The 23,728-nt window shown below is 73.5% G+C and carries 18 protein-coding genes; 6 read left to right on the top strand and 12 right to left on the bottom strand.

Annotated features, from left to right (window positions below):
- Positions 1-26 precede the first annotated feature (26 nt).
- Positions 27-2,417 (top strand): Tex family protein, encoded by a 2,391-nt coding sequence (locus tag ACIPM1_RS29520; RefSeq protein WP_402439729.1) that lies wholly within the window; start codon positions 27-29, stop codon positions 2,415-2,417.
- 169 nt (positions 2,418-2,586) lie between these two features.
- On the opposite strand, the gene ACIPM1_RS29515 is transcribed toward ACIPM1_RS29520, so the two are convergent.
- Together ACIPM1_RS29515 and ACIPM1_RS29510 are read right to left on the bottom strand one after the other, a co-directional pair.
- Positions 2,587-4,227 (bottom strand): ABC-F family ATP-binding cassette domain-containing protein, encoded by a 1,641-nt coding sequence (locus tag ACIPM1_RS29515; protein WP_402439727.1) that lies wholly within the window; start codon positions 4,225-4,227, stop codon positions 2,587-2,589.
- A 36-nt stretch (positions 4,228-4,263) separates the two neighbouring features.
- Positions 4,264-5,286 (bottom strand): oxidoreductase, encoded by a 1,023-nt coding sequence (locus tag ACIPM1_RS29510; RefSeq protein ID WP_402439725.1) that lies wholly within the window; start codon positions 5,284-5,286, stop codon positions 4,264-4,266.
- A 66-nt stretch (positions 5,287-5,352) separates the two neighbouring features.
- Between ACIPM1_RS29510 and ACIPM1_RS29505 the strand changes: the two genes are divergently transcribed.
- Positions 5,353-6,309, top strand: coding sequence for an FAD-dependent oxidoreductase (locus tag ACIPM1_RS29505; protein WP_402439723.1), 957 nt, complete (start codon positions 5,353-5,355; stop codon positions 6,307-6,309).
- A gap of 104 nt (positions 6,310-6,413) precedes the next feature.
- Here ACIPM1_RS29505 and ACIPM1_RS29500 read toward each other — a convergent pair whose 3' ends face one another.
- Complete coding sequence (locus ACIPM1_RS29500; protein WP_402439722.1) at positions 6,414-8,363, bottom strand: Xaa-Pro dipeptidyl-peptidase; 1,950 nt, start codon at positions 8,361-8,363, stop codon at positions 6,414-6,416.
- Between the two features lie 211 nt (positions 8,364-8,574).
- Between ACIPM1_RS29500 and ACIPM1_RS29495 the strand changes: the two genes are divergently transcribed.
- Complete coding sequence (locus ACIPM1_RS29495; protein ID WP_402439720.1) at positions 8,575-10,068, top strand: M1 family metallopeptidase; 1,494 nt, start codon at positions 8,575-8,577, stop codon at positions 10,066-10,068.
- 61 nt (positions 10,069-10,129) lie between these two features.
- On the opposite strand, the gene ACIPM1_RS29490 is transcribed toward ACIPM1_RS29495, so the two are convergent.
- On the bottom strand, positions 10,130-11,596 hold the full coding sequence (locus tag ACIPM1_RS29490; protein ID WP_402439718.1) for an amino acid permease: 1,467 nt from the start codon (positions 11,594-11,596) through the stop codon (positions 10,130-10,132).
- 240 nt (positions 11,597-11,836) lie between these two features.
- Between ACIPM1_RS29490 and ACIPM1_RS29485 the strand changes: the two genes are divergently transcribed.
- Positions 11,837-12,577 carry a MerR family transcriptional regulator gene (locus tag ACIPM1_RS29485; RefSeq protein ID WP_402439716.1) on the top strand — a complete coding sequence of 247 codons (741 nt, stop codon included), beginning with the start codon at positions 11,837-11,839 and terminating at the stop codon, positions 12,575-12,577.
- Positions 12,578-12,760: 183 nt separating this feature from the next.
- On the opposite strand, the gene ACIPM1_RS29480 is transcribed toward ACIPM1_RS29485, so the two are convergent.
- The 3 genes from ACIPM1_RS29480 to ACIPM1_RS29470 form a co-directional block, all read right to left on the bottom strand.
- Positions 12,761-14,938, bottom strand: a complete 2,178-nt coding sequence (locus ACIPM1_RS29480; RefSeq protein WP_402439714.1) for a 3-hydroxyacyl-CoA dehydrogenase NAD-binding domain-containing protein — start codon at positions 14,936-14,938, stop codon at positions 12,761-12,763.
- A 41-nt stretch (positions 14,939-14,979) separates the two neighbouring features.
- Positions 14,980-16,194 carry an acetyl-CoA C-acetyltransferase gene (locus ACIPM1_RS29475; protein WP_402439712.1) on the bottom strand — a complete coding sequence of 405 codons (1,215 nt, stop codon included), beginning with the start codon at positions 16,192-16,194 and terminating at the stop codon, positions 14,980-14,982.
- Between the two features lie 63 nt (positions 16,195-16,257).
- Positions 16,258-17,397 (bottom strand): CaiB/BaiF CoA transferase family protein, encoded by a 1,140-nt coding sequence (locus ACIPM1_RS29470; RefSeq protein ID WP_402439711.1) that lies wholly within the window; start codon positions 17,395-17,397, stop codon positions 16,258-16,260.
- A gap of 265 nt (positions 17,398-17,662) precedes the next feature.
- Here ACIPM1_RS29470 and ACIPM1_RS29465 point away from each other — a divergent pair, with 265 nt between their 5' ends.
- Entirely contained in the window at positions 17,663-18,841 is a 1,179-nt protein-coding gene (locus ACIPM1_RS29465; RefSeq protein WP_402439709.1) for a saccharopine dehydrogenase family protein, read from the top strand.
- 137 nt (positions 18,842-18,978) lie between these two features.
- Here ACIPM1_RS29465 and ACIPM1_RS29460 read toward each other — a convergent pair whose 3' ends face one another.
- From ACIPM1_RS29460 to ACIPM1_RS29445, 4 genes are all read right to left on the bottom strand, one after another.
- Positions 18,979-19,593, bottom strand: a complete 615-nt coding sequence (locus tag ACIPM1_RS29460) for a hypothetical protein (protein ID WP_402439707.1) — start codon at positions 19,591-19,593, stop codon at positions 18,979-18,981.
- A 111-nt stretch (positions 19,594-19,704) separates the two neighbouring features.
- Complete coding sequence (locus tag ACIPM1_RS29455; protein ID WP_402439706.1) at positions 19,705-20,427, bottom strand: endonuclease V; 723 nt, start codon at positions 20,425-20,427, stop codon at positions 19,705-19,707.
- A 245-nt stretch (positions 20,428-20,672) separates the two neighbouring features.
- Positions 20,673-20,999, bottom strand: a complete 327-nt coding sequence (locus ACIPM1_RS29450; protein ID WP_402439705.1) for a plasmid stabilization protein — start codon at positions 20,997-20,999, stop codon at positions 20,673-20,675.
- Between the two features lie 71 nt (positions 21,000-21,070).
- On the bottom strand, positions 21,071-22,183 hold the full coding sequence (locus ACIPM1_RS29445; RefSeq protein ID WP_402439703.1) for a WD40/YVTN/BNR-like repeat-containing protein: 1,113 nt from the start codon (positions 22,181-22,183) through the stop codon (positions 21,071-21,073).
- Between the two features lie 279 nt (positions 22,184-22,462).
- Here ACIPM1_RS29445 and ACIPM1_RS29440 point away from each other — a divergent pair, with 279 nt between their 5' ends.
- Entirely contained in the window at positions 22,463-22,879 is a 417-nt protein-coding gene (locus ACIPM1_RS29440; RefSeq protein WP_402439702.1) for an SsgA family sporulation/cell division regulator, read from the top strand.
- On the opposite strand, the gene ACIPM1_RS29435 is transcribed toward ACIPM1_RS29440, so the two are convergent.
- The gene (locus ACIPM1_RS29435; RefSeq protein WP_402439700.1) at positions 22,876-23,712 is read right to left on the bottom strand and encodes an isocitrate lyase/phosphoenolpyruvate mutase family protein; all 837 of its coding nucleotides are present in this window, start codon (positions 23,710-23,712) and stop codon (positions 22,876-22,878) included. The genes ACIPM1_RS29440 and ACIPM1_RS29435 overlap by 4 nt on opposite strands.
- Positions 23,713-23,728: the final 16 nt, after the last annotated feature.

The following is a 23,728-nucleotide window of genomic DNA, read 5'->3' as shown; positions in this document are numbered from 1 at the left end:
CCGAAGTGAGAAGGCGGTACGGGATCGTGACGACACCCCTCGTAGGGTCCATCGAAGGCAGGATCGCCGAGGAGCTCGGCGTACGGGAGCGGCAGGTGAAGGCCGCCGTGGAGCTGCTCGACAGCGGTTCGACGGTGCCTTTCATCGCCCGCTACCGCAAGGAAGCGACTGAGATGCTCGACGACGCGCAGCTGCGCACGGTCGAGGAGCGGCTGCGCTATCTGCGGGAGCTGGAGGACCGGCGGACGGCGATCCTGGAGTCGGTGCGCGAGCAGGGCAAGCTCACCGAGGACGTCGAGGCGCGGATCCGGGGTGCCGAGACGAAGGCGCGCCTGGAGGACATCTACCTGCCGTTCAAGCCGAAGCGGCGGACGAAGGCGCAGATCGCCCGTGAGGCGGGCCTGGAGCCGCTGGCCGAGGGCCTGCTCGGCGACCCGTCCGTCGAGCCGCTCGCCGCGGCGGCGGCCTTCGTCGACGCCGGCAAGGGCGTCGCCGATCCGCAGGCCGCTCTGGACGGCGCCCGGGCGATCCTCACCGAGCGCTTCTCGGAGGACGCCGACCTGATCGGCGAGCTGCGCGAGCGCATGTGGGTGCGCGGACGGCTGGCCGCCAAGGTGCGGGAGGGCAAGGAGGAGGCGGGCGCCAAGTTCGCCGACTACTTCGACTTCGCGGAGCCGTTCACCGAGCTCCCCTCGCACCGGATCCTGGCGATGCTGCGCGGTGAGAAGGAGGAGGTCCTCGACCTCGTCCTGGAGCCGGAGGAGCCGACGGACGGTCCTTCCTCGTACGAGGGGATCGTCGCCGCGAAGTTCCGCATCGCCGACCGCGGGCGTCCCGCGGACAAGTGGCTGACCGACACGGTCCGCTGGGCCTGGCGCACCCGCATCCTCGTCCACCTCGGCATCGACCTGCGCCTGAGGCTGCGCACGGCCGCCGAGGACGAGGCGGTGAACGTGTTCGCGGCGAACCTGCGCGACCTGCTGCTCGCCGCCCCGGCCGGCACCCGCGCGACGCTCGGCCTGGACCCCGGCTTCCGTACGGGCGTGAAGGTGGCCGTGGTCGACGCGACCGGCAAGGTCGTGGCCACCGACGTGATTTACCCGCACGTCCCGGCCAACCGGTGGGACGAGGCCATCGCCAAGCTGGCCCGGCTGGCGAAGGAGCACGCGGTCGACCTGGTCGCCATCGGCAACGGCACGGCGTCCCGGGAGACCGACAAGCTCGCCGGTGAGCTGATCACGAAGCACCCGGAGCTGGAGCTCACCAAGGTCATGGTGTCCGAGGCGGGCGCGTCGGTGTACTCGGCGTCGGCCTACGCCTCCCAGGAGCTGCCGGACATGGACGTGTCGCTGCGCGGCGCGGTCTCCATCGCCCGCCGGCTCCAGGACCCGCTGGCCGAGCTGGTGAAGATCGACCCGAAGTCGATCGGCGTCGGCCAGTACCAGCACGACCTGTCCGAGGTGAAGCTGTCCCGCTCGCTGGACGCGGTGGTCGAGGACTGTGTGAACGGCGTGGGCGTGGACGTCAACACCGCGTCCGTGCCGCTGCTCGCCCGGGTGTCCGGCATCACCTCCGGCCTCGCCGAGAACATCGTGGCGCATCGCGACGCCAACGGGCCCTTCACGTCCCGTTCGCAGCTGAAGGGCGTCTCGCGGCTCGGCCCGAAGGCGTTCGAGCAGTGCGCGGGCTTCCTGCGGATCCGGGACGGCGAGGACCCGCTGGACTCCTCCAGCGTGCACCCCGAGGCCTACCCGGTCGTACGGCGGATGGTGAAGACCTCGGGCCAGGACGTGGCCTCCCTCGTCGGCAACACCGCGGTGCTGCGCTCGCTGCGGCCCGCCGACTTCGTGGACGACACCTTCGGTCTGCCGACGGTCTCCGACATCCTCAAGGAGCTGGAGAAGCCCGGGCGCGACCCGCGGCCCGCCTTCAAGACGGCCACCTTCAAGGAGGGCGTGGAGAAGCTCTCCGACCTGTCCGCCGGGATGGTCCTGGAAGGCGTCGTCACCAATGTCGCCGCGTTCGGCGCCTTCGTGGACGTCGGTGTCCACCAGGACGGCCTGGTGCACGTCTCCGCGATGTCGAAGACGTTCGTCAAGGACCCGCGTGACGTCGTGAAGCCGGGTGACATCGTCAAGGTGAAGGTCCTCGACGTGGACATCCCGCGCAAGCGGATCTCGCTGACCCTGCGGCTGGACGACGAGGCGGCGCAGCAGGACCGCCAGGGACAGGACGGCGAGGGCGAGCGGCGCCGGCGCGGCGGTCGCCCGCCGCAGCAGCGCCAGGGCGGCCGGGGCGGCGCGGGCGGGAGCGGCGGCTCGCGTCAGCCGCGCCAGGCGCCCGCGCCCGCCAACAGCGCCATGGCCGACGCGCTGCGCCGCGCGGGCCTGCTAGACCCGAAGAACGGGCGGCGCTGACGCGACGGGCCCGGACTCCCCCGCCCAGCGGGGGTCCGGGCCCGGTTCTCCGCCCCCTGCAGGGGCGAGGGGCCTGGCCTCCGTCCGCGCGGGTTCCCCGTCCGGGCGGCTCACCTCCGTCAGGGGCGCCGGGCGCGTGCTCGGAGACCGGCCCCCGTGGGGCGCGCGCTCAGCGCTCCGTCACCTTGCCGTCCGCCACCTCCAGGCGGCGGTTCACCCGGACCGCGTCCAGCATCCGCCGGTCGTGGGTGACCAGGAGCAGGGTGCCCTCGTAGGAGTCCAGGGCCGTCTCCAGCTGTTCGATGGCCGGCAGGTCGAGGTGGTTGGTGGGTTCGTCCAGGACCAGCAGGTTGACGCCCCTGCCCTGGAGGAGGGCGAGGGCGGCCCGGGTGCGCTCGCCCGGGGAGAGGGTCGCCGCCGGACGCAGGACGTGGTCGGTCTTCAGGCCGAACTTGGCGAGCAGCGTGCGGACCTCGACCGGCTCGGTGTCCGGGACCGCCGCGCGGAAGGCGTCCAGCAGCGACTCGGAGCCGTGGAACAGCTCGCGTGCCTGGTCGACCTCGCCGACGAGCACGCCCGAGCCGAGCGCCGCGTGCCCGGCGTCCAGGGGGACCCGCCCCAGCAGGGCGGCCAGCAGGGTCGACTTGCCCGCGCCGTTGGCGCCGGTCACCGCGACCCGGTCCGCGAAGTCGATCCGCAGGGACACCGGGCCGAGCACGAAGCCGCCGCGCCGCACCTCGGCGTCGCGCAGCGTGGCGACGACCGCGCCGGAGCGCGGGGCGGCCGCGATCTCCATGCGCAGTTCCCACTCCTTGCGGGGTTCCTCGACGACGTCGAGGCGTTCGATCATGCGCTGGGTCTGGCGGGCCTTCGCGGCCTGCTTCTCGCTGGCCTCGCTGCGGAACTTGCGGCCGATCTTGTCGTTGTCGTTGCCGGCCTTGCGGCGCGCGTTCTTCACGCCCTTGTCCATCCAGGAGCGCTGCACCTGGGCCCGTTCCTGGAGGGCCGCCTTCTTGTCGGCGTACTCCTCGTAGTCGTCGCGGGCGTGGCGGCGGGCCACCTCCCGCTCCTCCAGGTAGGCCGCGTAGCCGCCGCCGTAGAGGTTCACCCGGCCCTGGGCGAGGTCGAGTTCGAGGACCTTGGTGACCGTGCGGGTGAGGAACTCGCGGTCGTGGCTGACGACGACCGTCCCGGCGCGCAGGCGGGACACGAACCGCTCCAGCCGTTCCAGGCCGTCCAGGTCGAGGTCGTTGGTGGGTTCGTCGAGCAGGAAGACGTCGTAGCGGGACAGCAGCAGGGAGGCGAGGCCCGCGCGGGCCGCCTGCCCGCCGGAGAGGGAGGTCATCGGCTGGTCCAGGTCGACGGCCAGGCCGAGGGAGTCGGTCACCTCCTCGGCGCGCTCGTCGAGGTCGGCGCCGCCGAGGCCGAGCCACCGCTCCAGGCTGGTCGCGTAGGCGTCGTCGGCGCCGGGCGCGCCGTCGACGAGCGCCTGTGTGGCCTCGTCCATCACGCGCTGCGCCTCGGCGACCCCGGTGCGGCGGGCCAGGAACGCCCGCACGGTCTCGCCGGGCCTGCGCTCCGGCTCCTGCGGCAGATGCCCGACGGTCGCGGCCGGCGGGGAAAGGCTGAGCTCGCCCTGCTCCGGGGCGGCCAGTCCGGCGAGCATCCGCAGCAGGGTGGACTTGCCCGCGCCGTTGGCGCCGACCAGCCCGATGACGTCCCCGGGGGCGACGACGAGGTCCAGCCCGGTGAACAGCGAGCGGTCGCCGTGACCGGCGGCGAGGTTCTTGGCGACGAGGGTGGCAGTCATCAGACCGCCGATCCTAACGGCCGTCGGAGGAGGTGTTCAGCGCCCCACGGGGGCGACGAGCACGCTCCCCGGCGCCCGTGCCACCAGGAAGGCCTGTCCCTTCACGGCCCGGGCGTCCAGCGGGACGCGGTGACGGCCGGGCTCCAGGAGCCCGTCGAAGACCTGCCGGGTGTGCGTGCGGTGGAGGCGGTCGAGGCGGTGGGCGGTGAGGCGGACCCGGCAGGAGGAGGTGACCTCCACCTCGGCCGTGCCGTCGGCGGCGGTCAGGCCGCGCAGGCGGCGCCGCTCCTCGGGACCGCGGTCCAGGGCGTGTTCGATCTGGGCGACGAGCAGGGGGACGACGGGGGCGAGTCCGCCGACGAGAGGGACCTCGGCTCCCGCGCGGGCGAAGGCGTCGCGTACGGCGGCCCGTTCGGCCGCGCCGACGGCCGGGCCGAAGGCGACGGCGCCGTACGGGCGCAGTTCCTCCGCGGGCACGCCGGTGACGTCGCGGGCGATGTCGGCGCCGATGCCGAGGGTGCTCAGGGCGGCGGCGAGCCGCGCGAGGACGGCGACCCGCGGCCCGATCAGCAGCACCCGGGGGCGGCGCGCGGGCGCGTCCCCGTCCAGGAGGGCGTACAGCGCCGCTCGGTAGGCGGCGCCCTGGAAGCGGAACGGGCCGATGCCCCGGTACCCGTTGAGTTCCAGGTCGGCGTCGTCTCCGGTCTGCCAGGCGAAGTCCCGCCAGACGTAGTCGTCGCCGGCCCTCTCGATGACCGCGGTGACCGCGCCGCAGGCCAGGTCCGCGCACTCGGGGCAGCCGTAGATGACGTACCGGCCGCCCGGCAGCGGTGCCTTCGCCTCCAGCAGCAGGGCGCGCACCTGGTCGGTGAAGACGGCGGGCGGGACGTCGGAGGCGAGCGGGGAGACCGCGTCCAGGTCGCTGAGCCGGAACAGCAGGGGCCGTCCGTCCACGACGAAGTCCACGAAGTCCCGGTGGACCTGGTGGCCGCCGTCGGCGAGGACCTCTCCGGCACGCATCGCCGGGGCCAGGCCGAAGGTGGCGTACTCGGCAGACATGGGGTGAGTATTCCCCTCCCGCGGCCGATGCGAGCGCCGCGCGCCGCATTCCGCTACCGTCCCGGCGTGCGCGGTGAACCGAGTGGTGAGGTCGTGGTGGTGGGCGGTGGGGTCGTCGGACTGACCACGGCCGTGGTGCTGGCCGAGGGCGGCCGACGGGTGCGGGTGTGGACACGGGAGCCGGCCGAGCGGACCACCTCGGCGGTGGCGGGGGCCCTGTGGTGGCCCTACCGGATCGAGCCGGTGTCCCTCGCCGGGGAGTGGGCGCTGCAATCCCTCGCGGTCTACGAGGAGTTGGCGGCGCGGCCCGAGGAGACCGGGGTGCGCATGGTGGAGGGCGTGCACGGCGAGACCCGGCTGGACTCCCTGGGGCCGTGGGCGGCGCGGGTGCCGGGGCTGCGGGCGGCGCGTGCCGGGGAGTACCCGGGGACCGGGTTGTGGGCGCGGCTGCCGCTGATCGACATGCCGGCGCATCTGCCCTGGCTCAGGGAGCGGCTGCTGCGGGCCGGCGGCACGGTGGAGGAGCGCACCGTGCGCGACCTGGCAGCGGTCGACGCCCCGGTCGTGGTGAACTGCACGGGTCTCGGCGCCCGGGACCTGGTGCCCGACGCGGAAGTACGTCCCGTGCGCGGCCAGCTCGTCGTGGTGGAGAACCCGGGGATCACGACCTGGCTGACGTCGGTCGACCACGCCTCGGCCGCGACCACGTACTTCTTCCCGCAGCCGGGCGGGCTGGTCCTCGGCGGCACGGCCGAGGAGGACGTCTGGTCCCTGACGCCCGATCCGGCGGTGGCCGAGCGGATCGTCGCGCGGTGCGCGGTCTTCCGGCCGGAGATCGCCCAGGCGCGGGTGCTGGGGCACCGGGTGGGTCTGCGTCCGGCGCGGCACGCGGTGCGGCTGGAGCGGGTGCCGCTGCCGGGCGGGCGGGTGCTGGTGCACCACTACGGGCACGGCGGGGCCGGGGTCACCGTGGCCTGGGGGTGCGCGCGGCAGGCGGCCGGGCTGGTGGGCCCGGCCGCCTAGGGGCCGTCCGGCGGATCACGTCGCAAAGAGGCAACGGCGCCTCATCAGCGCAGGTGAGCGGGGTCTGGGGCGCCGTGAACCTTTCCGGTCACAGCACCAGCGTGTCAGTGCCCGGGGATCCGGTGGGCGGCGCCCGGCGCCCGGACCCCGGCCGGCGTCCGGGCCGTGGAGGGCGCGGGGCCCGGTCCGGCCGTGGCGCGGGCGAACGCCGCCGCCCCGCCGACCAGGGGCACCCGCGCCGAGGTGCGCGCCAGGTCCAGGGTCAGGGTCGGGGTGGTGGAGGGGGGATCGACGAGGTCCTTGTCGGTCCCCGCGACGATCAGCGCCAGCCGGTGGCCCCGGGGCACGACGTGGTCGGTGGCCGCGAGGTCGAGCGTGATGGTGTACGCCCGCCCCGGGGTGAGCGGGACGCCCGTGCCGGCGTCGGCGTAGGTGCCGAGGTCGGCCCAGCCCCGGCTGAGGACGGTGTGGCCGACGGCCGCCGTTTTGGCCCTGGTCTCCTTGAAGCAGGCGCTGTCGCCCGCCGTGCTCGCGCCCCAGCAGGTGCGGTCGGTGAGCGTGGTGATGCCTTCGGCGGCGTCGGCGTAGTCCCGGATGGTGTCGGGGCCGAGGTCGACGAGGACGGCGGACAGGTGGGCCGTCGACGTGGTCGGGGTGGCGGTGACGGTGACCCGGGAGGAGCCGGACAGCCGCAGGTCGCGGGTGAGCGGCCGGCTGACGAACCCGGCCTTGTCCGGGGTCGGGGTGTCGATCTGGGCGGCCCAGTCGGTCTCGCCGCGGCGCGGGTCGTCGGTGACGGTCTCGGTGCCCCGGCTCCGGCGCAGGCCGAGGGCACCGACGCCCGCCCGCTCGCCGGGGGCGGGGCGCAGGGTGGCCGTCGCCGTACCGCGCGGCGGCCAGGTCTTCGAGGTCTCCCACTGGTCGGGGTGGCGTTCGACGTCGGCCATGGGCGCGCGGTCGATGCCGTTGTCGTAGCCGAGGAGTTCGTGGTCGAACCAGCGGTGCAGGGTGTCGACCCAGGCTCCGCGCCGGAAGTCGAAGGGGTCGACGTGGCCGGTCTGGGAGAGCCAGATCTTGCGCTCGACGCCGTTGCGTGCGAGCGCGTCCCACCACTGGCCGAAGTTCTTGGTGCGCACGTTGAGGTCCTGCAGCCCGTGCACGAGGAAGACGCTCGCCCTGACCCTGTTGGCGTGCCGGACGTAGTCGCGCTCGGTCCACAGCGGCGTCCAGTCGCCGCTGCGCGGGGCCCCGTCGACGAGTTTCCGCTGCACGGCGGCGCACCGGGAACGGGCGTCGGGGCTCTCGACGTAGCCGGACAGCCAGTCGGGGCCGGAGTCGTAGAGCGGGGCGCCCTGGGCGAAGTAGTAGTCGTACCAGGAGGAGATGGCGCTGATCGGCACGATGGTCCGCAGGCCCTTGACGCCGGTGGCCGCGACGCCGTTGGCGACGGTGCCGTCCCAGCTCTTGCCGATCATGCCGGTCCGGCCGTTGGTCCAGTCCGCCCGGACGGTGGTGGAGCCGGTCCGGGTGGTGTAGGCGCGGGCGCGGCCGTTGAGCCAGTCGATCACGGCCTTGGCGGACCGGACGTCGGAGCGGCCGCCGACGTCGACGCAGCCGTCCGAGCGGTTGGTGCCGGCGAGGTCGACGCCGACGAACGCGTAGCCGCGGGGAACGAAGTAGTTGTCGTAGAACAGCGGCATCCCGACGACGCGGCCGTTCGCGTCGTACGTCTTCTTCTGGCTCTCGTTGCCGCGCCCGCAGCAGGAGTAGTACGGGCTGGCGTCCATGATGACGGGGATCTTCCGGCCCTGCCGGGCGGGCTCACGGGGCCGGACGATGTCGGCGGCGACCCGGTCGGTGCGCCCGTCGCCGTCCGAGTCGAGCCCGGTGTCCACCCAGACCGCCTCGCGGACGGCGTTCGCGTACGAGTAGACCGGCCGGCTCTCGCGCGGGGCGCCGTGGGCCGCCGCCGGGGTGAGGAGAGCGGCCGCGAGGACGGCGATGGCCGTCACGGTGAGCGGTCTCCAGGTCGTGCAGCGCATGCGTATCGGCATGTGCGGGACGCTACAGGCGGCAACTGCCTTACAAAAGAGGGACATTGACGGCCAGTCGGGTCGGCGGTGGCCGTGCGGGGCCGGTGGGAGCGCCCTCGTCCATGGCGGCCGGATGGCGATCGTGTGACAGCGGCGGCCATGGACACGTACGGGGGTGCCGGGACTCAATAGGCTCCGAACGGACTGCGAACCCCTACGACTTGGAGTTCTCGTGCACCGTAGAACCATCGTTCCGGGAGCACTCGCGGCGGCCTCCCTGTTGCTGGCGATCCCGGCATCGGCCGCAAGCGGCACCCCCGGCGCACCGGGCATCGGCGATCCCTACTACCCGAACTACGGCAACGGTGGATATGACGTCTCCCACTACGACCTTCGGCTGACCTACCGTCCCGCCACGGACGAGCTGGCGGGTACGGCGACGATCCAGGCGCGGACCACCCAGGCCCTGTCGCGGTTCGACCTGGACTTCCTGCTGGACGTGAGCGAGGTACGGGTCAACGGCGCGAGGGCGGCCTTCACCCGCTCGGGAGAGCACGAGCTGGAGATCACCCCGAAGACCCCGCTGGCCGAGGGCGCGCCGGTCACGGTGGTCGTCCACTACAGCGGAGTGCCGTCGGCGAAGAGCGCCTACGGGTTCACCACCTGGCACCGGACGCCCGACGGGGCGGTCGCGGCCGACGAGCCCGAGGCGGCCTGGTGGTGGTTCCCGAGCAACGACCACCCGAGCGACAAGGCCACCTACGACGTGTCGGTCGCGGTGCCGGACGGTACCCGGGCGCTGTCCAACGGAACGCTCCAGTCGACGAGTTCGAAGCTCGGCTGGACACGGTACAACTGGCGGCAGAACAAGCCGCAGGCGACGTATCTGGCCACGCTCGCGGTCGGCCGGTTCGACATCACGACCGGCACGTCCGAGGGCGGGGTACCGGTCGTCAACGCCTACAGCGAGGATCTCGGCGACAACGACGGGGCCGCGCGGGCGAGCGTGGAGCGCACCGGCGAGATCGTCGACTGGCTGAGCGGCTATTTCGGGCCGTATCCGTTCGCCTCGGCCGGCGGCTACGTCCCGAACACGACCACCGGGTACGCGCTGGAGACGCAGACCCGGGTGTACTACAGCCCGAGGCAGTTCGCGGGCGGCTCCAACACCTCGGTCGTCGTGCACGAGCTGGCGCACCAGTGGTACGGCGACGACGTGTCGATCAAGGGCTGGAAGGACATCTGGCTCAACGAGGGCTTCGCCCGGTACGCGCAGTGGCTGTGGTCCGAGCACGAGGGCGAGGGCACCACGCGGGAACTCGCGGACTACGTGTACGCCTCCCACCCGGCCGACGACGCGTTCTGGACGGTGAAGCCGGGCGACCCGGGTCCGGACCACCAGTTCGACATCGCGGTCTACGACCGGGGGGCCCTCGCCGTCCAGGCGCTGCGCGACGAGGTGGGCGACGACGCGTTCTTCGCCATCCTGAAGGGCTGGCCGAAGGAGCACGCGTACGGCAACGCGTCGGTGGCCGACTTCCGGCAGTACGCCGAGCGGGTGTCGGGCAAGCCGCTGGCGGCGCTGTTCGACACCTGGCTGTTCCAGCCGGCGAAGCCGGGCGCCCCGGCGGCCCGGGCGGCGTCCGTGGCGACGGCGCCGACGGCCGTGGCGCAGCCGAGGTCGTGGAAGAAGATCGAGGCGACCGACGACGTGCACGCGGGGTGAGTGACGGCCGGGCGGGGCGGCGGAACACCGCCGCCCCGCCCGGGGCCGTGGCCGTGGCCCGTTACTTCGTGAGCTCCGAGAGCTCCTCGTCGGCCGCCCGCGCGACCCGGCGGCGGACGCCGAACCAGCCAGCGACCAGGAGGGCCGCGATCAGCGGGATGAGCAGCAGGGTCCTGCGGCCCACCTCGGGGTCGTTCCACATCAGGCCGAGGCAGACGAGCAGGAAGGCGATCGTCGCGATCTCCGTGACCGGGCTGCCGGGCAGCCGGAAGTGCGGCCGGGCGATCCGGCCCTCCTTGGCCCGGCGGACGAAGACCAGGTGGCAGACCATGATGATCACCCAGGTGCTGACCACACCGAGGGAGGCGACGTTCAGCACGATCTCGAAGGCCTGGCTGGGCACCAGGTAGTTCAGGCCCACGCCGAGCACGCACACCGCGCAGGTCAGCAGGATGCCGCCGTACGGGACCTGGCTGCGGCTCATCACGCGGGTGAACTTCGGGGCGGAGCCCGCCATGGCCATGGAGCGCAGGATGCGTCCGGTGGAGTACAGGCCGGAGTTCAGCGAGGACATGGCGGCCGTGAGGACCACCAGGTTCATCACGTCGCCGGCCGCGGGGACGCCGATCCTGGACAGGACCGTGACGAAGGGGCTCTCGTCGCCCGAGTAGAGCGAGCCGGGCAGCAGCAGGGCGAGCAGGACGACCGAGCCGCAGTAGAACAGGCCCACCCGCCACATGATCGAGTTCACCGCGCGCGGGACGACCTTCTCCGGGTCGGCGGTCTCGCCCGCGGCGACGCCGACCAGCTCCAGCGCGGCGTAGGCGAAGATCACGCCCTGCATCACCAGGACGACCGGCATCATGCCGTGCGGGAAGATGCCGCCGTTGTCCGTGATCACGGACAGGCCCGGGGTCCGGCCGCCGACCTCGTGCTGCGTGGCCAGCAGGAACACGCCGATCAGCATGAAGCCGACCAGGGTGGCGACCTTGATGACCGAGAACCAGAACTCCATCTCGCCGAAGATCTTCACCGAGATCAGGTTCACGGCGAGGACGACCGCCAGGGCGATCAGCGCGAGCACCCACTGCGGGACGCTGGTGAACAGGCTCCAGTAGTGCGTGTAGAGCGCGATGGCGGTGATGTCGGCGATGCCGGTGGTCGACCAGTTGAGGAAGTACATCCAGCCGGCGACATAGGCGCCCTTCTCGCCGAGGAACTCGCGCGCGTACGACACGAAGGACCCGGACGAGGGCCGGTACAGGACCAGCTCGCCGAGGGCGCGGACGACGAAGAAGGCGAAGACGCCGCAGACGAGGTAGGCCAGCGCGAGCGCCGGGCCCGCGGTCTGGAGGCGGCCGCCGGCACCGAGGAAGAGTCCGGTGCCGATGGCGCCGCCTATGGCGATCATGTTGACGTGGCGGTGCTTGAGGTCCTTGCTGTATCCGGCGTCGCCCGCGTCGGCGGGCGTCCCGGTCGCCTGGGGGTGTGCGGCGACCTGTGCCGTGTGCACGGAGTCCTTGCTCACGGGTGGTTCCACTCTCTGGTGCCCCGGGGCGGTTGTGCGCCCGGTGTCCGTACAAGTACAGGCCCGCACCACCCATGACGCGGTACAGACCAAGTGGGCAGCTTCCCCGCGGGATCACGTCTCATGCGATGGCCCATGTCACACAGCGGCGCTTCTCACACGATCTTCGCGCCGCGCTCACCGCCTCCCACCACGGACAACGGGTTTCACAGTGGTGGTGAGACAGCGATACTGCTGCACATGACGACCGACACCGGGGAGCCGGCCCTCACCATCGACGAGCTGGCCGCGCGGGCCGGCGTCACGGTGCGCACGGTCCGCTTCTACGGCACCCGCGGCCTGCTGCCGCCGCCGGCGATCGGCCCGCGGCGGGTGGGGCACTACGGCAGGGAGCACCTGGCGCGGCTGGAGCTGATCGAGGAGATGCAGCACCAGGGCATGACGCTCGCCGCGATCGAGCGCCATCTGCGGGGGCTGCCGCCGGACCTCACCCCGCACGACCTCGCCATCCACCGCGCGGTGGTCGCGTCCTGGGCGCCGGACGCGGTGGAGACCGTGTCGCGCGGGGAGCTGGAGCGGCGGGCGGGGCGGCCGCTCACCGACGAGGACCTGCGGCGGCTGGCCGCGATGGACGTGGCGGTCCGGGACGGGGAGTCCTTCCGCCTCGATTCCGGGCTGCTCCGGCTCGGTGTGGAGCTGCTCGACGTGCCGCTGTCGGAGGAGACGGTGCTGGCGGCCCGCACCGCGCTCGTCGAGCACGCGCGGGCCGCCGCGCACGAGCTGGCGCGGCTGCTGCGGGAGGCGGTGGCCGAGCGGGACACGCGGGACGTGAAGTCCCTGTCCGCCCACATGCACCCGCTGGTGGTGCAGGCGCTGCTGACCACCTTCCAGCGCTCGCTGAAGGAGGAGCTGCGGGAGTGGCTCGACGGGGGACGGCAGGAGCGCCCCGGGGAGGATCCCGGAGCCGCTCCGTCCGCGTGAGCGGGTCCCGCGTCAGCGCGGCCCGCGTCAGCGGGCGGGAGCACGACGTCCGCACGCGGGAGCGACGCGTGCGGACGTTTCGGGGCCCGCGGCCGCCGCAGGGGCCCACGTCCGCCCGGTCGGGGCCGGCGTCCGCCCGTCGGGGGGCGCTTCGCCGGTACGGCGCCGCGCCCCCCACGCGCGTCAGCGGGCGTCGGTGAAGGTCTCGCCCTTATCCGCCTTCTCCACCAGCAGGGCGGGCGGGGTGAAACGCTCGCCGTAGCGCTCGGCGAGTTCGCGCGCGCGGGCCACGAAGCCCGGCAGGCCGCCCTCGTAGCCGTTGACGTACTGCAGCACGCCACCGGTCCAGCCCGGGAAGCCGATGCCGAAGACGGAGCCGATGTTGGCGTCGGCGACGGAGGTCAGGACGCCCTCCTCCAGCAGCCGGACGGTGTCGAGCGCCTCGGAGAAGAGCATCCGCTCCTGCATGTCCCGGAACGGGATCTCGTGCCCAGGCTTCCCGAAGTGCTCGCGCAGCCCCGGCCACAGCCCGGCCCGCCTGCCGTCCTCGCCGTACTCGTAGAAGCCGGCGCCGCCGCTGCGGCCGGTGCGGCCGAACTCGTCGACCATGCGGTCGACGACCGCTTCGGCCGGGTGGGGCGTCCAGGTGCCGCCGGCCTCCTCGACGGCCCGCTTCGACTCGGCCCGGATCCTGCGCGGCAGGGTCAGCGTCAGCTCGTCCATCAGGGACAGCACCTTGGCGGGGTAGCCGGCCTGGGCGGCCGCCTGCTCCACGGAGGCGGGCTCGATGCCCTCGCCGACCATCGCCACGCCCTCGTTGATGAAGTGGCCGATGACCCGTGAGGTGAAGAAGCCGCGCGAGTCGTTGACGACGATCGGGGTCTTGCTGATCTGCCGGACCAGGTCGAAGGCGCGGGCCAGCGCCTCGTCCCCGGTGCGCTCGCCCTTGATGATCTCGACGAGCGGCATCTTGTCGACCGGCGAGAAGAAGTGCAGCCCGATGAAGTCGTCCTGGCGCTCCACGCCCTCCGCCAGCAGGGTGATGGGCAGCGTGGAGGTGTTGGAGCACAGCAGCGCGTCCGGCGCGACCACGCTCTCGATCTCCTCGAACACCTTGTGCTTGAGGGCCACGTCCTCGAACACGGCCTCGATCACCGCGTCGCACCCGGCGAGGTCGCGCACCTCGGCGGTGGGCGTGATGCGCGCGAGCAGCGCGTCGGCCTTCTCCTGGCTGGTGCGGCCCTTGGCGACGGCCTTGGCGCACAGCTGCTCGGAGTAGCCCTTGCCCTTGACGGCCGCTTCCAGGGAGACGTCCTTGAGGACGACGTCGATGCCCGCGCGGGCGCACGCGTAGGCGATGCCCGCGCCCATCATCCCGGCGCCGAGCACGGCCGCCCTGCGGACCTTGCGGGGCTCGACGCCCTGCGGGCGGTTGGCGCCGGAGTTGACGGCCTGGAGGTCGAAGAAGAAGGCCTGGATCATGTTCTTCGAGGTCTGCCCGGCGGCCAGCTCCACGAAGTAGCGGGCCTCGATGACCTGGGCGGTCTCGAAGTCGACCTGGGCGCCCTCGACGGCGGCCGCGAGGATGTTGCGCGGCGCCGGGTAGGGCGCGCCGTTCGTCTGCTTGCGCAGGGTGGCCGGGAAGGCGGGCAGGTTGGCGGCGAACTTGGGGTTCGCGGGCGTGCCGCCGGGGATGCGGTAGCCCGGGCGGTCCCAGGGTTGCTGCGACTCGGGGTGCGCGTCGATGAAGGCGCAGGCCTTGGCGATCAGCTCGTCCGGCGTTTCGGCGATCTCGTCGACCAGGCCGTTGTCCAGGGCGCGCCGCGGGTTGTACTGGGTGCCCTGGAGCAGCACCTTCAGCAGGGCGTCGGCGATGCCGAGCAGGCGCACGGTGCGGACCACGCCACCGCCGCCGGGCAGCAGGCCGAGGGTGACCTCGGGGCAGCCGATCTTGGAGCCGGGCGCGTCGAGGGCGACGCGGTGGTGGCAGGCGAGGGCGATCTCGTAGCCGCCGCCCAGGGCCGCGCCGTTGAGGGCCGCGACCACCGGTTTGCCGAGGGTCTCGATGCGGCGCAGGTCGCGCTTGATGGCGAGGCCGCCGTCGAACAGCTCCTGCGCGGTGTCGGGGGTGACCCGGATGAGGTCGCGCAGGTCGCCGCCCGCGAAGAAGGTCTTCTTGGCCGAGGTGACGATGACGCCGCGGATGGCGTCCCTCTCCGCCTCCAGCCGGTCGGTGACGGCGGCGAGGGAGTCGCGGAACGCCTGGTTCATCGTGTTCGCGGACTGGTGGGGGTCGTCGAGGACGAGGGTGACGACACCGGTGTCGTCCTGCTCCCAGCGGATGGTGGTGCTCTCGGTCATGACAGGGGTCTCCGTTGAGGTCTGGTGGTGGCGCCGGGAGGTCAGATGCGTTCGACGACGGTGGCGATGCCCATGCCGCCGCCCACGCACAGGGTGGCGAGGCCGTAGCGCTTGTCCTGGCGCTCCAGTTCGTCGACGAGGGTGCCGAGGAGCATCGCGCCGGTGGCGCCGAGGGGGTGACCGAGGGCGATCGCGCCGCCGTTGACGTTGACCTTGTCCAGGGACAGGCCCATGTCCTTCACGAACCGCAGCACGACCGCCGCGAACGCCTCGTTGATCTCGACGAGGTCGATGTCGTCGATGGTCAGCCCGGCCTTGGCGAGCGCCTTGCGGGTGGCGGGGGCGGGCCCGGTGAGCATGATGGTGGGCTCGGAGCCGGAGACGGCGGCGGAGACGATCCGCGCGCGCGGCCGCAGACCGTAGCGCTCGCCGACCTCCCGGGAGCCGATCGCGACGAGGGACGCGCCGTCGACGATGCCGGAGGAGTTTCCCGCGTGGTGGACGTGGTCGATCTTCTCCACCCAGTGGTACTTCTGCAGCGCCACGGCGTCGAAGCCGCCCAGCTCGCCGATGTCGGCGAACGACGGCTTGAGGCCCGCCAGCGAGTCGGCGGTGGTGCCGGGGCGCAGGTGCTCGTCGTGGTCGAGGACGACCAGGCCGCTGCGGTCCTTCACCGGGACGACGGACCGGTCGAAGCGGCCGTCCTTCCAGGCCGCGGCCGCCCGCTCCTGCGAGAGCGCCGCGTACTCGTCGACGTCCCGCCGGGAGAAGCCCTCGATGGTGGCGATCAGGTCGGCGCCGATGCCCTGCGGCACGAAGTTCACGGCGAGGTTGGTCATCGGGTCGTTGAACCAGGCGCCGCCGTCCGAGGCCATGGGCACCCGGGACATCGACTCGACGCCGCCGGCGAGCACGAGGTCCTCCCAGCCCGAACGCACCTTGGCGGCGGCCAGGTTGACGGCCTCCAGGCCCGAGGCGCAGAAGCGGTTCTCCTGCACGCCGGCGACGGTGTCCGGGAGGCCCGCCGCGACGGCGGCGATGCGGGCGATGTCGGAGCCCTGGTCGCCGACCGGGCCGACGACGCCGAGCACGATGTCGTCGATCGCGGCCGGGTCGAGGCCGGGGAAGCGGTCGCGGATCTCGTGGATGAGGCCGACGACCAGGTCGATGGGCTTCGTGCCGTGCAGGGCGCCGCTGGCCTTGCCGCGCCCGCGCGGGGTGCGGATCGCGTCGTACACGTACGCTTCGGTGCTCACTGACAAGCCTTTCGGTGAGGGTTCGGTCGGGGCGGGTGCGGGGGTGTCAGAGTCGTACGTCCATCAGGCGCCGTCCTCCCGGAGCGCGGGCACGTCCCAGTCACGGGCCACGTCCAGAGTGTCGGCGCCCGGCCGGGCGGGGCCCGTGCGGACGGTGGTGGGGGTCGCGGAGAAGCGGGGCGCCGGGGCGGGCTGGGTGATGCCGGAGTGGTCGGTGAAGGTGCCGCGGGCGGCGAGGTGCGGGTGGTGCGGGGCCTCCCGCAGCGACAGGACGGGTGCCACGCACGCGTCCGAGTTCTCGAAGACGGCCGTCCACTCGTCCCGGGTGCGGGACTTGAACCGGGCGGCGACGGCCGCGCGAAGTTCGCTCCAACGGGTGACGTCCGTGTGGGCGGCCCTGTGGTCCTCCAGGCCGATGAGGGTGAGGAACTCCTCGTAGAACTGCGGCTCCAGGGCGCCGACCGCCATGTACCCGCCGTCGGCGGTCTCGTAGGTGCCGTAGTACGGGCAGCCGCCGTCCAGGAGGTTGGCGCCGCGGCGGTCCTGCCAGCCGCCGGCCGCGAGCATGCCGTGGATCATGGCGGCGAGGTGGGAGGCGCCGTCGACGATGGCGGCGTCCACCACCTGGCCGGTCCCGGTCGCGCGCGCGTGGTGGAGGGCCGCGAGGACGCCGACGACGAGGTAGAGCGAGCCGCCCGCGTAGTCGCCGAGGAGGTTGGCGGGGACGGCCGGCGGCTCGTCCGGGGCGCCGATCATGCCGAGGGCGCCGGTGACGGCGATGTAGGCGATGTCGTGCCCGGCGCGCGGGGCGAGCGGCCCCTGCTGGCCCCAGCCGGTCATCCGGCCGTAGACCAGGCGCGGGTTGCGGGCGCGGCAGGCGTCGGGACCGACACCGAGGCGTTCGGCCACGCCGGGGCGGTAGCCCTCGATGAGGACGTCCGCGCGGGCGGCCAGGTCGAGGACGCGGGCGGCGCCGTCCGCGGCCTTCAGGTCCACGACCACCGAGCGCTTGTTGCGGTTGGTGACGTCGTACGCCGGGTCGATCCCCAGCGCGGCGCCGCCGGGGCGGTCGACGCGGACCACGTCGGCGCCCAGGTCGGCCAGGAGCATGGCGGCGAACGGCCCGGGACCGATGCCGGCCAGTTCGACCACGCGCACGCCGGAGAGCGGGCCGTCACGCCCTGGCGCCCGTGCCGTTGTCATCCAGCCCCCTCGCTGTGACACAACCGATGTAACACCGATGATGCTAAGAACGTGTTTCAGTCCGCACAAGACCTGGACGAGCAAGCGCTTAGCCAAGTTGTGCGCGTGCCGCTCCTCCCCGTGGGTCGGGCCACCGCGGGACATGGGCCACCGCACACCTCCGGGCTCCTCGTCGGGCTCCGCACCCCTCACGCTAGCCTCGGCCACCGAGAGCGGCGCGTACTGCGGAACCGAGGCGGAACCGGTGCCGGGACAGAGAGGTGTCATGAGCAGGATGAACAGGACGGACCGTCCGTACGACCTCGTGCTCTTCGGAGCCACCGGGTTCGTCGGGACGCTCACCGCGGAGTACCTCGCCGCGCACGCTCCCGCGTCACTGCGCTGGGCGATCGCCGGCCGCAGCGAGCGCAGGCTCCGGGAGCTGCGCGAGCGGCTGCCCGGCGGCGCGTCCGTCGGGGTCCTGCGGGCGGACGTCGCCGACCCGGCGTCGCTGCGCGAACTCGCCCGGCAGGCGCGCGTGGTGGCCACCACGGTGGGCCCCTACGTCACGTACGGGGAGGAGCTCGTGGCCGCCTGCGCGGACCGCGGCACCGACTATCTGGACCTGACCGGCGAGCCCGAGTTCGTCGACCTGGTCTACGTCCGGCACGACGCCCGCGCGCGGGAGACCGGGGCACGGCTGCTGCACGCCTGCGGCTTCGACTCGGTCCCGCACGACCTGGGCGCGTACTTCACGGTCCAGCAGCTCCCGGAGGGCGTTCCGCTGACGGTGGACGGGTTCGTCCGGGCGGACGCGGCCTTCTCGGGCGGGACGTTCGCCTCGGCGCTCAACCAGTTCGCCCGGCCCGGCCGGATGCTGGCCGCCGCGCGGGACCGCGCCCGGCACGAACCACGGCTGCTGGGCCGGCGCGCGTCCGCGCCGGCGGGCGCGCCGCGGTTCGCCAAGGAGGTCGGCGCCTGGGCGCTGCCGCTGCCGACCATCGACCCGCAGATCGTGCGGCGCTCCGCCCGGGCACTGGAGCGCTACGGCCCCGACTTCCGCTACCGGCACTACGCGGCCGTCGCGCACCTGCCGGTCGCCGTGGGCGGGGTGGCGGCCGTCGGGGCGCTCGCCGCCGCGGCCCAGCTGCCGCCCGCGCGCCGCTGGCTGTCCGGCCGGCTCCGGCCCGGCGAGGGCCCGAGCGCCGAGAAGCGGGCCCGGAGCTGGTTCTCGGTGCGCTTCGTGGGCGAGGGCGGGGGCCGGCGGGTGTGCACGGAGGTCGCCGGCGGCGATCCGGGGTACGACGAGACGGCGAAGATGTTCGCCGAGGCCGCCATGTCCCTGGTCCTCGACGACCTGCCGTCGACGGCGGGCCAGGTCACCACGGCCGTGGCCATGGGCGACGCGCTGATCGACCGCCTGCGCGCGGCGGGGATCACCTTCCGGGTGGCGGCGAGGCGTTAGGGCCTCTCTTTCGGCTCTTGCCGGGGTCCCGGGGCCTGGCACCTCGGAAGGAACCGTCCGCCCGGAGCCGGCCCGATCCGAAGGAAAGGCCATGGTCCGGTGAGCCCGCCCCCCGTGGGGCGGGCCCGCCGGCAGGATCACGCGGCGCTCGCGGGCACCGTGGGGACCGGCCTCGATCGCTTGCGTTTGACGTGCGTGGTGTAAGCCGTGTTGTAGGCCAGGCCCACGACGAGAAGGCCGAACTGAATGGCCAGATGGGCACCACGCCCCAGCCCGGAGTAGTACATCATGATCGCGTTGACGGCGAGGGCCAGGAACACCACCGTCCAGAAACTGGTCAGCGCGTAGCACACACGCACGAACTCACCCGTCTGCCAGCGTTCGGGGTCGACTTCCTGGCGGGCGAAGTCCTGGACGAACGGGTGGCCCATGATCATGGAGATCGCGGAGGCGGCGAAGAGGATGGTCCCGGGGAAGACGCCCACATGACGCAGGAACCACACGTTCCCCGCCCACACTCCGAACACCAAAGTGGCGGCGAAGAATGCGGCGATGGCCCACAGGAGGACGCCACGGGTGAGTCGCAGCACCGCTATGACGGCCAGCATCGCGGCACCGGTGTAGGCGGCGATGTTCAGCCGCAGCAGTGAATGCCCCCACGAGATGAACAAGAAGGCGTAGAGCGGCAGGAAGGACGGGAGGATCTTGCCGGTCTGCCTGAGGCTGCCTCGGGTGATCTCGTCGATGGGCATCGAAGGCTCCCATCCAAACGCGCATGGACCTGCGCAAACCCCGATTTCACCCTATGGCCGGGGTGCTACCGGGGCAAACGGCGCCTCCGTGAAGGGCGATGGCCCGGCGAGCTACGACTCGGTGACCCGGGATGCGGGCGTCCGCCGCGTCGTCGCCTCCCGCAGGGCCCGCCGGCACAGCGCGTCCGCCCTGCGAGTGGTCTCCGGGAGGCGGTACGCGGGGGTGAGGGCGAGCGTGTGGGCGCAGGCGTCGTCCAGGGTCGTCCGGTGGCCGACGGAGACGAAGACCGGCTTGACGCCGTCCCGGGTGCGCAGGGCGCGGCCGACCACCTCGGCGCCCGCCAGCAGGGGGGACCAGCTCCCGCGCGGGGCGTCCGGTTCGTCGTAGGTGAAGGTGAAGGGGTTCTTGGCCACGCCGATCGTCGGCAGCCCCGTCAGGACACCGAGGTGGCTGGCGAGGCCGAAACGCCGGGGGTGGGCCAGGCCGTAGCCGTCGCACACGACCAGGCCGGGCGGGCAGGTCAGGGCGTCGAGGGCGGCCAGCACGGTGGGGATCTCCCGGAAGGCGAGCAGTCCCGGCACGTACGGGAAGGAGACCCGGCCGACGGCGGTCGCCTCGGCGACGACCTCCAGGGTGGCGGCGTCCAGCACGACGGCCGCCGCGGCCACGACGTCCCGTTCGTCGTCGTAGGCGACGTCGACGCCCGTGACGTGTCCGGTCCCGGCGGGCGGCCCCGGCTCGTCCCGCACCACCCGCGCCCGCAACTCGTCCTGGACGGCGCGGGCCTGTTCCTCGGTCGCGGGCCAGCCCGCGGGGATGCGTACGGTCGTCATGATGGGGTCGAGCGTACGGGCCCGGTCGCGCGGGAGGTCGACGTGGGGCTGGGGGGGGCACGGGGCGCGGGGGCTCGACGCGGGGCCGGGGACCACGGCGGGTGCGCGGTCTCGACGCGGGCGGGGAGACGCGACGGGCGCGGGGGCCGGTCGACGAGGGACGGGGACACGCGGCGGGGCGGGCTGGGTGCCTGGGGGCGCGAGGCCCTCCGGGCGCGAGCGCCGCCCCGCCGTGAGCGGACCGCTCAGTTCTTGCCGAGCGCCTTCTGCAATTGCTGCTTGTTCATGTCCGAGCGGCCGTGGATGTTGCGCCGCCTGGCCTCTTCGTAGAGCTGGTCGTAGGTGGGTCCCTGCGAGCCCTGGCCCGACCGCCGGCCGCCGCGCCGGCCCGAGGACATGTCCTGGACCGAGGTGCGACTGGCCGTCTTCGACTCGCCGGCCCGGGAGCGCTCCTTGTTCACCGTGCGCGCCGCGATCTCCTTGGCGCGGCCGGCGCTCTCCCCCCGTTCCTGCGCGCTCTCCTTGATGTGTTCGTACTGGCGCTCCCGTTTGGCACTGGAACCGCGTGGCATGCCGTTCACTTCCTCTCTGTGCAGGGAACGGATACCCGCAGTCTTGGACGATTCGCCCCATCAGGCGATTTTCAGCCACCCAATCGAGCGACGCGCCCTGTTTCGCCGGCCGCCCAGCAGCCTCCGTCCGGGGCGCAGTCGACGGTGTCGTAGGAACCGGTGTCCACCGTCCGCCAGGTGCGGCCGCCGTCGGTGGTGAGGTCCGTGCCGGTCGGCCCGACCGCGAGGGCGGCCGTGCGGCGGTGCGGGAGCCAGGCGACGCCGGAGCGGTAGGCGGGCGGGGGCGTGGCGGCGGGCTGCCAGCTCCGGCCGCCGTCCCCGGTGGTGGCGGCCGCCCGCGGTGACGCCTGGTCGGCGCGGTAGTCGCCGCCCACGGCCAGCCCGTGGACGCGGTCCCGGAAGGCGAGCGCGAAGACCCCCTTGGCCGGGTCGCCCGCCGGGACCGGCGTGTCGGCGGCCGTCCAGGTCAGCCCCCGGTCCGCCGAGTGCAGCACGCGTGCGTGCGCCGCCCCGCCGGTGGCCAGCCACACGTCCCGCGGCCCCGACGCGACCAGGCACTGGCCACTGGCGGCGAAGCCCGCCTCGCCCGGCTGCGCGGCCGGCACCCCGGTGTCCGGCAGCACGGTCCAGGAACGGCCGCCGTCGCTGGTGGACAGGAGGCGGAACCGGCCGTCCACCGGGTCGCTCATCGCCAGTCCGTGCCGGTGGTCGAAGAAGGCGAGGCAGTCGTAGAAGGCACGTGCGTCGGTGTTCCGGAAGGACTCCGTCCAGGTGGCTCCGCCGTCGTCGGTGCGGTAGACGCGGGACGCCTCGCCCTCGCCGATGGCCAGCACCACGGCGCGTCGCGCGCCGAACGCCTCGACGTCCCGGAACTGGAGGTCCGCGGCTCCCGGCGGCGAGACGTTCCGCCAGTGCGCGCCGCCGTCGGTGGTGCGCAGCACCGTGCCGCCGCTGCCGGCCACCCAGGCGGTGTCGCGGCCGACGGCGGACAGCCCGCGGAAGCGGACCCCGGGTGCGCCGGTGTCCGTGAGCCGCCAGTGCGGCGTCCGCGGTTCCCGTCCCCGGGCCTGTGCGGGGGCGGCCGCCGTCACGGCCAGCAGCACCCCGATGCCCACCGCCGCGGCCACCGCGCGGCTCGTTCGTTTCGTCGGTCCCGTCCCTCGCGTGCTCCCCAAGCGCCTCATGGCGGGCGAAGCTAACCCACTCCCCCGGCGCCGTCCAGACGGCCGTCGCCGCTCCAACTCCCTTTCCCCCTACGGCGGGAGTCCGGGCCCGTGCGGCGGCGGGAGCCGGCCGGGCGGCGAGGCACGGGCGCGCGGGGAGGCGGGGCACGGGTGCGCGGGGAGGCGGTGACGCAGGTCACGCGTCCCCCGCGTGCACGGATTGGCTGATTCCGACGTCTCTTCCAGTACCCGGCCTCATCCGCCCGGACGTCCGTCCAGCCGTCACAAGGGAGCAAGGCGTTGCCCACCGTCATCGAGCAGCTCGTGGAGGCGCGTCTCGTCGCCGCCGCGCCCCGGATGCCCAACATCCCCGCCACGCTGCACTACGACCGCCGCGACCCGTTCGCCGTCCGCATGACCTTCCCCGCCCCGGCCACCCTGGAAGGGGTGGAGGTCTGCTGGACCTTCGCCCGCGAACTCCTCACGGCCGGCCTGCGGGAGCCCGACGGCCACGGCGACGTGCGGGTGCGGCCGTACGGGTACGACCGCACCGTGCTGGAGTTCCACGCCCCCGAGGGCACCGCCGTGGTGCATGTCCGGAGCGGCGAGATACGAAAGTTCCTGGAGGCCACGAACGAGCTGGTGCCGGTGGGTCTGGAGCACCTGCAGCTCGACCTCGACCACGGCCTGGCGGAGCTGATGCGGGACGCCTGCTAACGCTCCGGCGTCACCAGCGCGTTGAGCTCGCCGTAGGCGAGCCCGTCCGCCAGCGCCCCGTACGTCCCCGCGTCCAGCAGCTCCCGCGCGGCGCGGCGGACCAGGGCGTGCGCGGCCGCCGCGAGGCTCGATCCCGTGCTCACCCGGGCGACACCGAGCGCGGCCAGTTCGGCGACCGGCGGCGCGCCCGGACCGGCCAGGATGTTGAGCGGCGCCTCGACTCCGTCCGCGAGCACCTTCACGATCCCCGGGTCGACGGCCCCGGGGACGAAGATCCCGTCGGCGCCCGCGGCGCGGTAGGCGGCCGCCCGCTCCAGGGTGAGGTCCACGTCGCCGGCGCCCCGCAGGAAGGTGTCGACGCGGGCGTTGACGAACAGCGGCACCCCGGCGGCGTCGGCGGCCTCCCGGGCGGCCGCGATCCTCTCGGCCTGCTCGGCGACGGGCCGCAGCGGTGCCGCGCCCGCCTCGTGCAGCGCGTCCTCGATGTTCACCCCGACCGCGCCCGCCGCGAGCACCGCGCGGACCGTGTCCGCGACCCCGGCCGCGTCCTCGGCGTACCCGCTCTCGATGTCGGCGGTGACCGGGACGCCGACGACGCCGGTGATCCGCGCGAGGGCGGCGAGCGCCCGGTCCCGGCCCAGCCGGTCGCCGTCGGCGGCGCCGAGGGCCCAGGCCAGCCCGGCACTCGTGGTCGCCACGGCCGCGGCGCCGGCCTCCTCCACGACCCGGGCGCTCACGGCGTCCCAGACGTTGGCCAGGACCAGTGGCCGCCCGGGCACGTGCAGGGAGCGAAAGGCGAGTGCGCGGTCGCGCGGGGTGTTCTGCTTCGTCATGCGTGACACTCAACCA

This window comes from Streptomyces sp. NPDC086766 (genome assembly GCF_044746005.1).
GTDB lineage: Bacteria > Actinomycetota > Actinomycetes > Streptomycetales > Streptomycetaceae > Streptomyces.
This window is presented reverse-complemented; position numbering and strand designations above follow the sequence as displayed.

Bases quoted from the DNA above. Each gene is read 5' to 3' on its own strand.
- ACIPM1_RS29435 (WP_402439700.1), bottom strand. From the start codon at position 23,712: ATGACGAAGCAGAACACCCCGCGCGACCGCGCACTCGCCTTTCGCTCC.
- ACIPM1_RS29460 (WP_402439707.1), bottom strand. From the start codon at position 19,593: ATGCCCATCGACGAGATCACCCGAGGCAGCCTCAGGCAGACCGGCAAG.
- ACIPM1_RS29500 (WP_402439722.1), bottom strand. From the start codon at position 8,363: ATGCCGATACGCATGCGCTGCACGACCTGGAGACCGCTCACCGTGACG.
- ACIPM1_RS29470 (WP_402439711.1), bottom strand. From the start codon at position 17,397: ATGACAACGGCACGGGCGCCAGGGCGTGACGGCCCGCTCTCCGGCGTG.
- ACIPM1_RS29455 (WP_402439706.1), bottom strand. From the start codon at position 20,427: ATGACGACCGTACGCATCCCCGCGGGCTGGCCCGCGACCGAGGAACAG.
- ACIPM1_RS29510 (WP_402439725.1), bottom strand. From the start codon at position 5,286: ATGTCTGCCGAGTACGCCACCTTCGGCCTGGCCCCGGCGATGCGTGCC.
- ACIPM1_RS29515 (WP_402439727.1), bottom strand. From the start codon at position 4,227: ATGACTGCCACCCTCGTCGCCAAGAACCTCGCCGCCGGTCACGGCGAC.
- ACIPM1_RS29480 (WP_402439714.1), bottom strand. From the start codon at position 14,938: ATGACCGAGAGCACCACCATCCGCTGGGAGCAGGACGACACCGGTGTC.
- ACIPM1_RS29445 (WP_402439703.1), bottom strand. From the start codon at position 22,183: ATGAGGCGCTTGGGGAGCACGCGAGGGACGGGACCGACGAAACGAACG.
- ACIPM1_RS29485 (WP_402439716.1), top strand. From the start codon at position 11,837: ATGACGACCGACACCGGGGAGCCGGCCCTCACCATCGACGAGCTGGCC.
- ACIPM1_RS29450 (WP_402439705.1), bottom strand. From the start codon at position 20,999: ATGCCACGCGGTTCCAGTGCCAAACGGGAGCGCCAGTACGAACACATC.
- ACIPM1_RS29465 (WP_402439709.1), top strand. From the start codon at position 17,663: ATGAGCAGGATGAACAGGACGGACCGTCCGTACGACCTCGTGCTCTTC.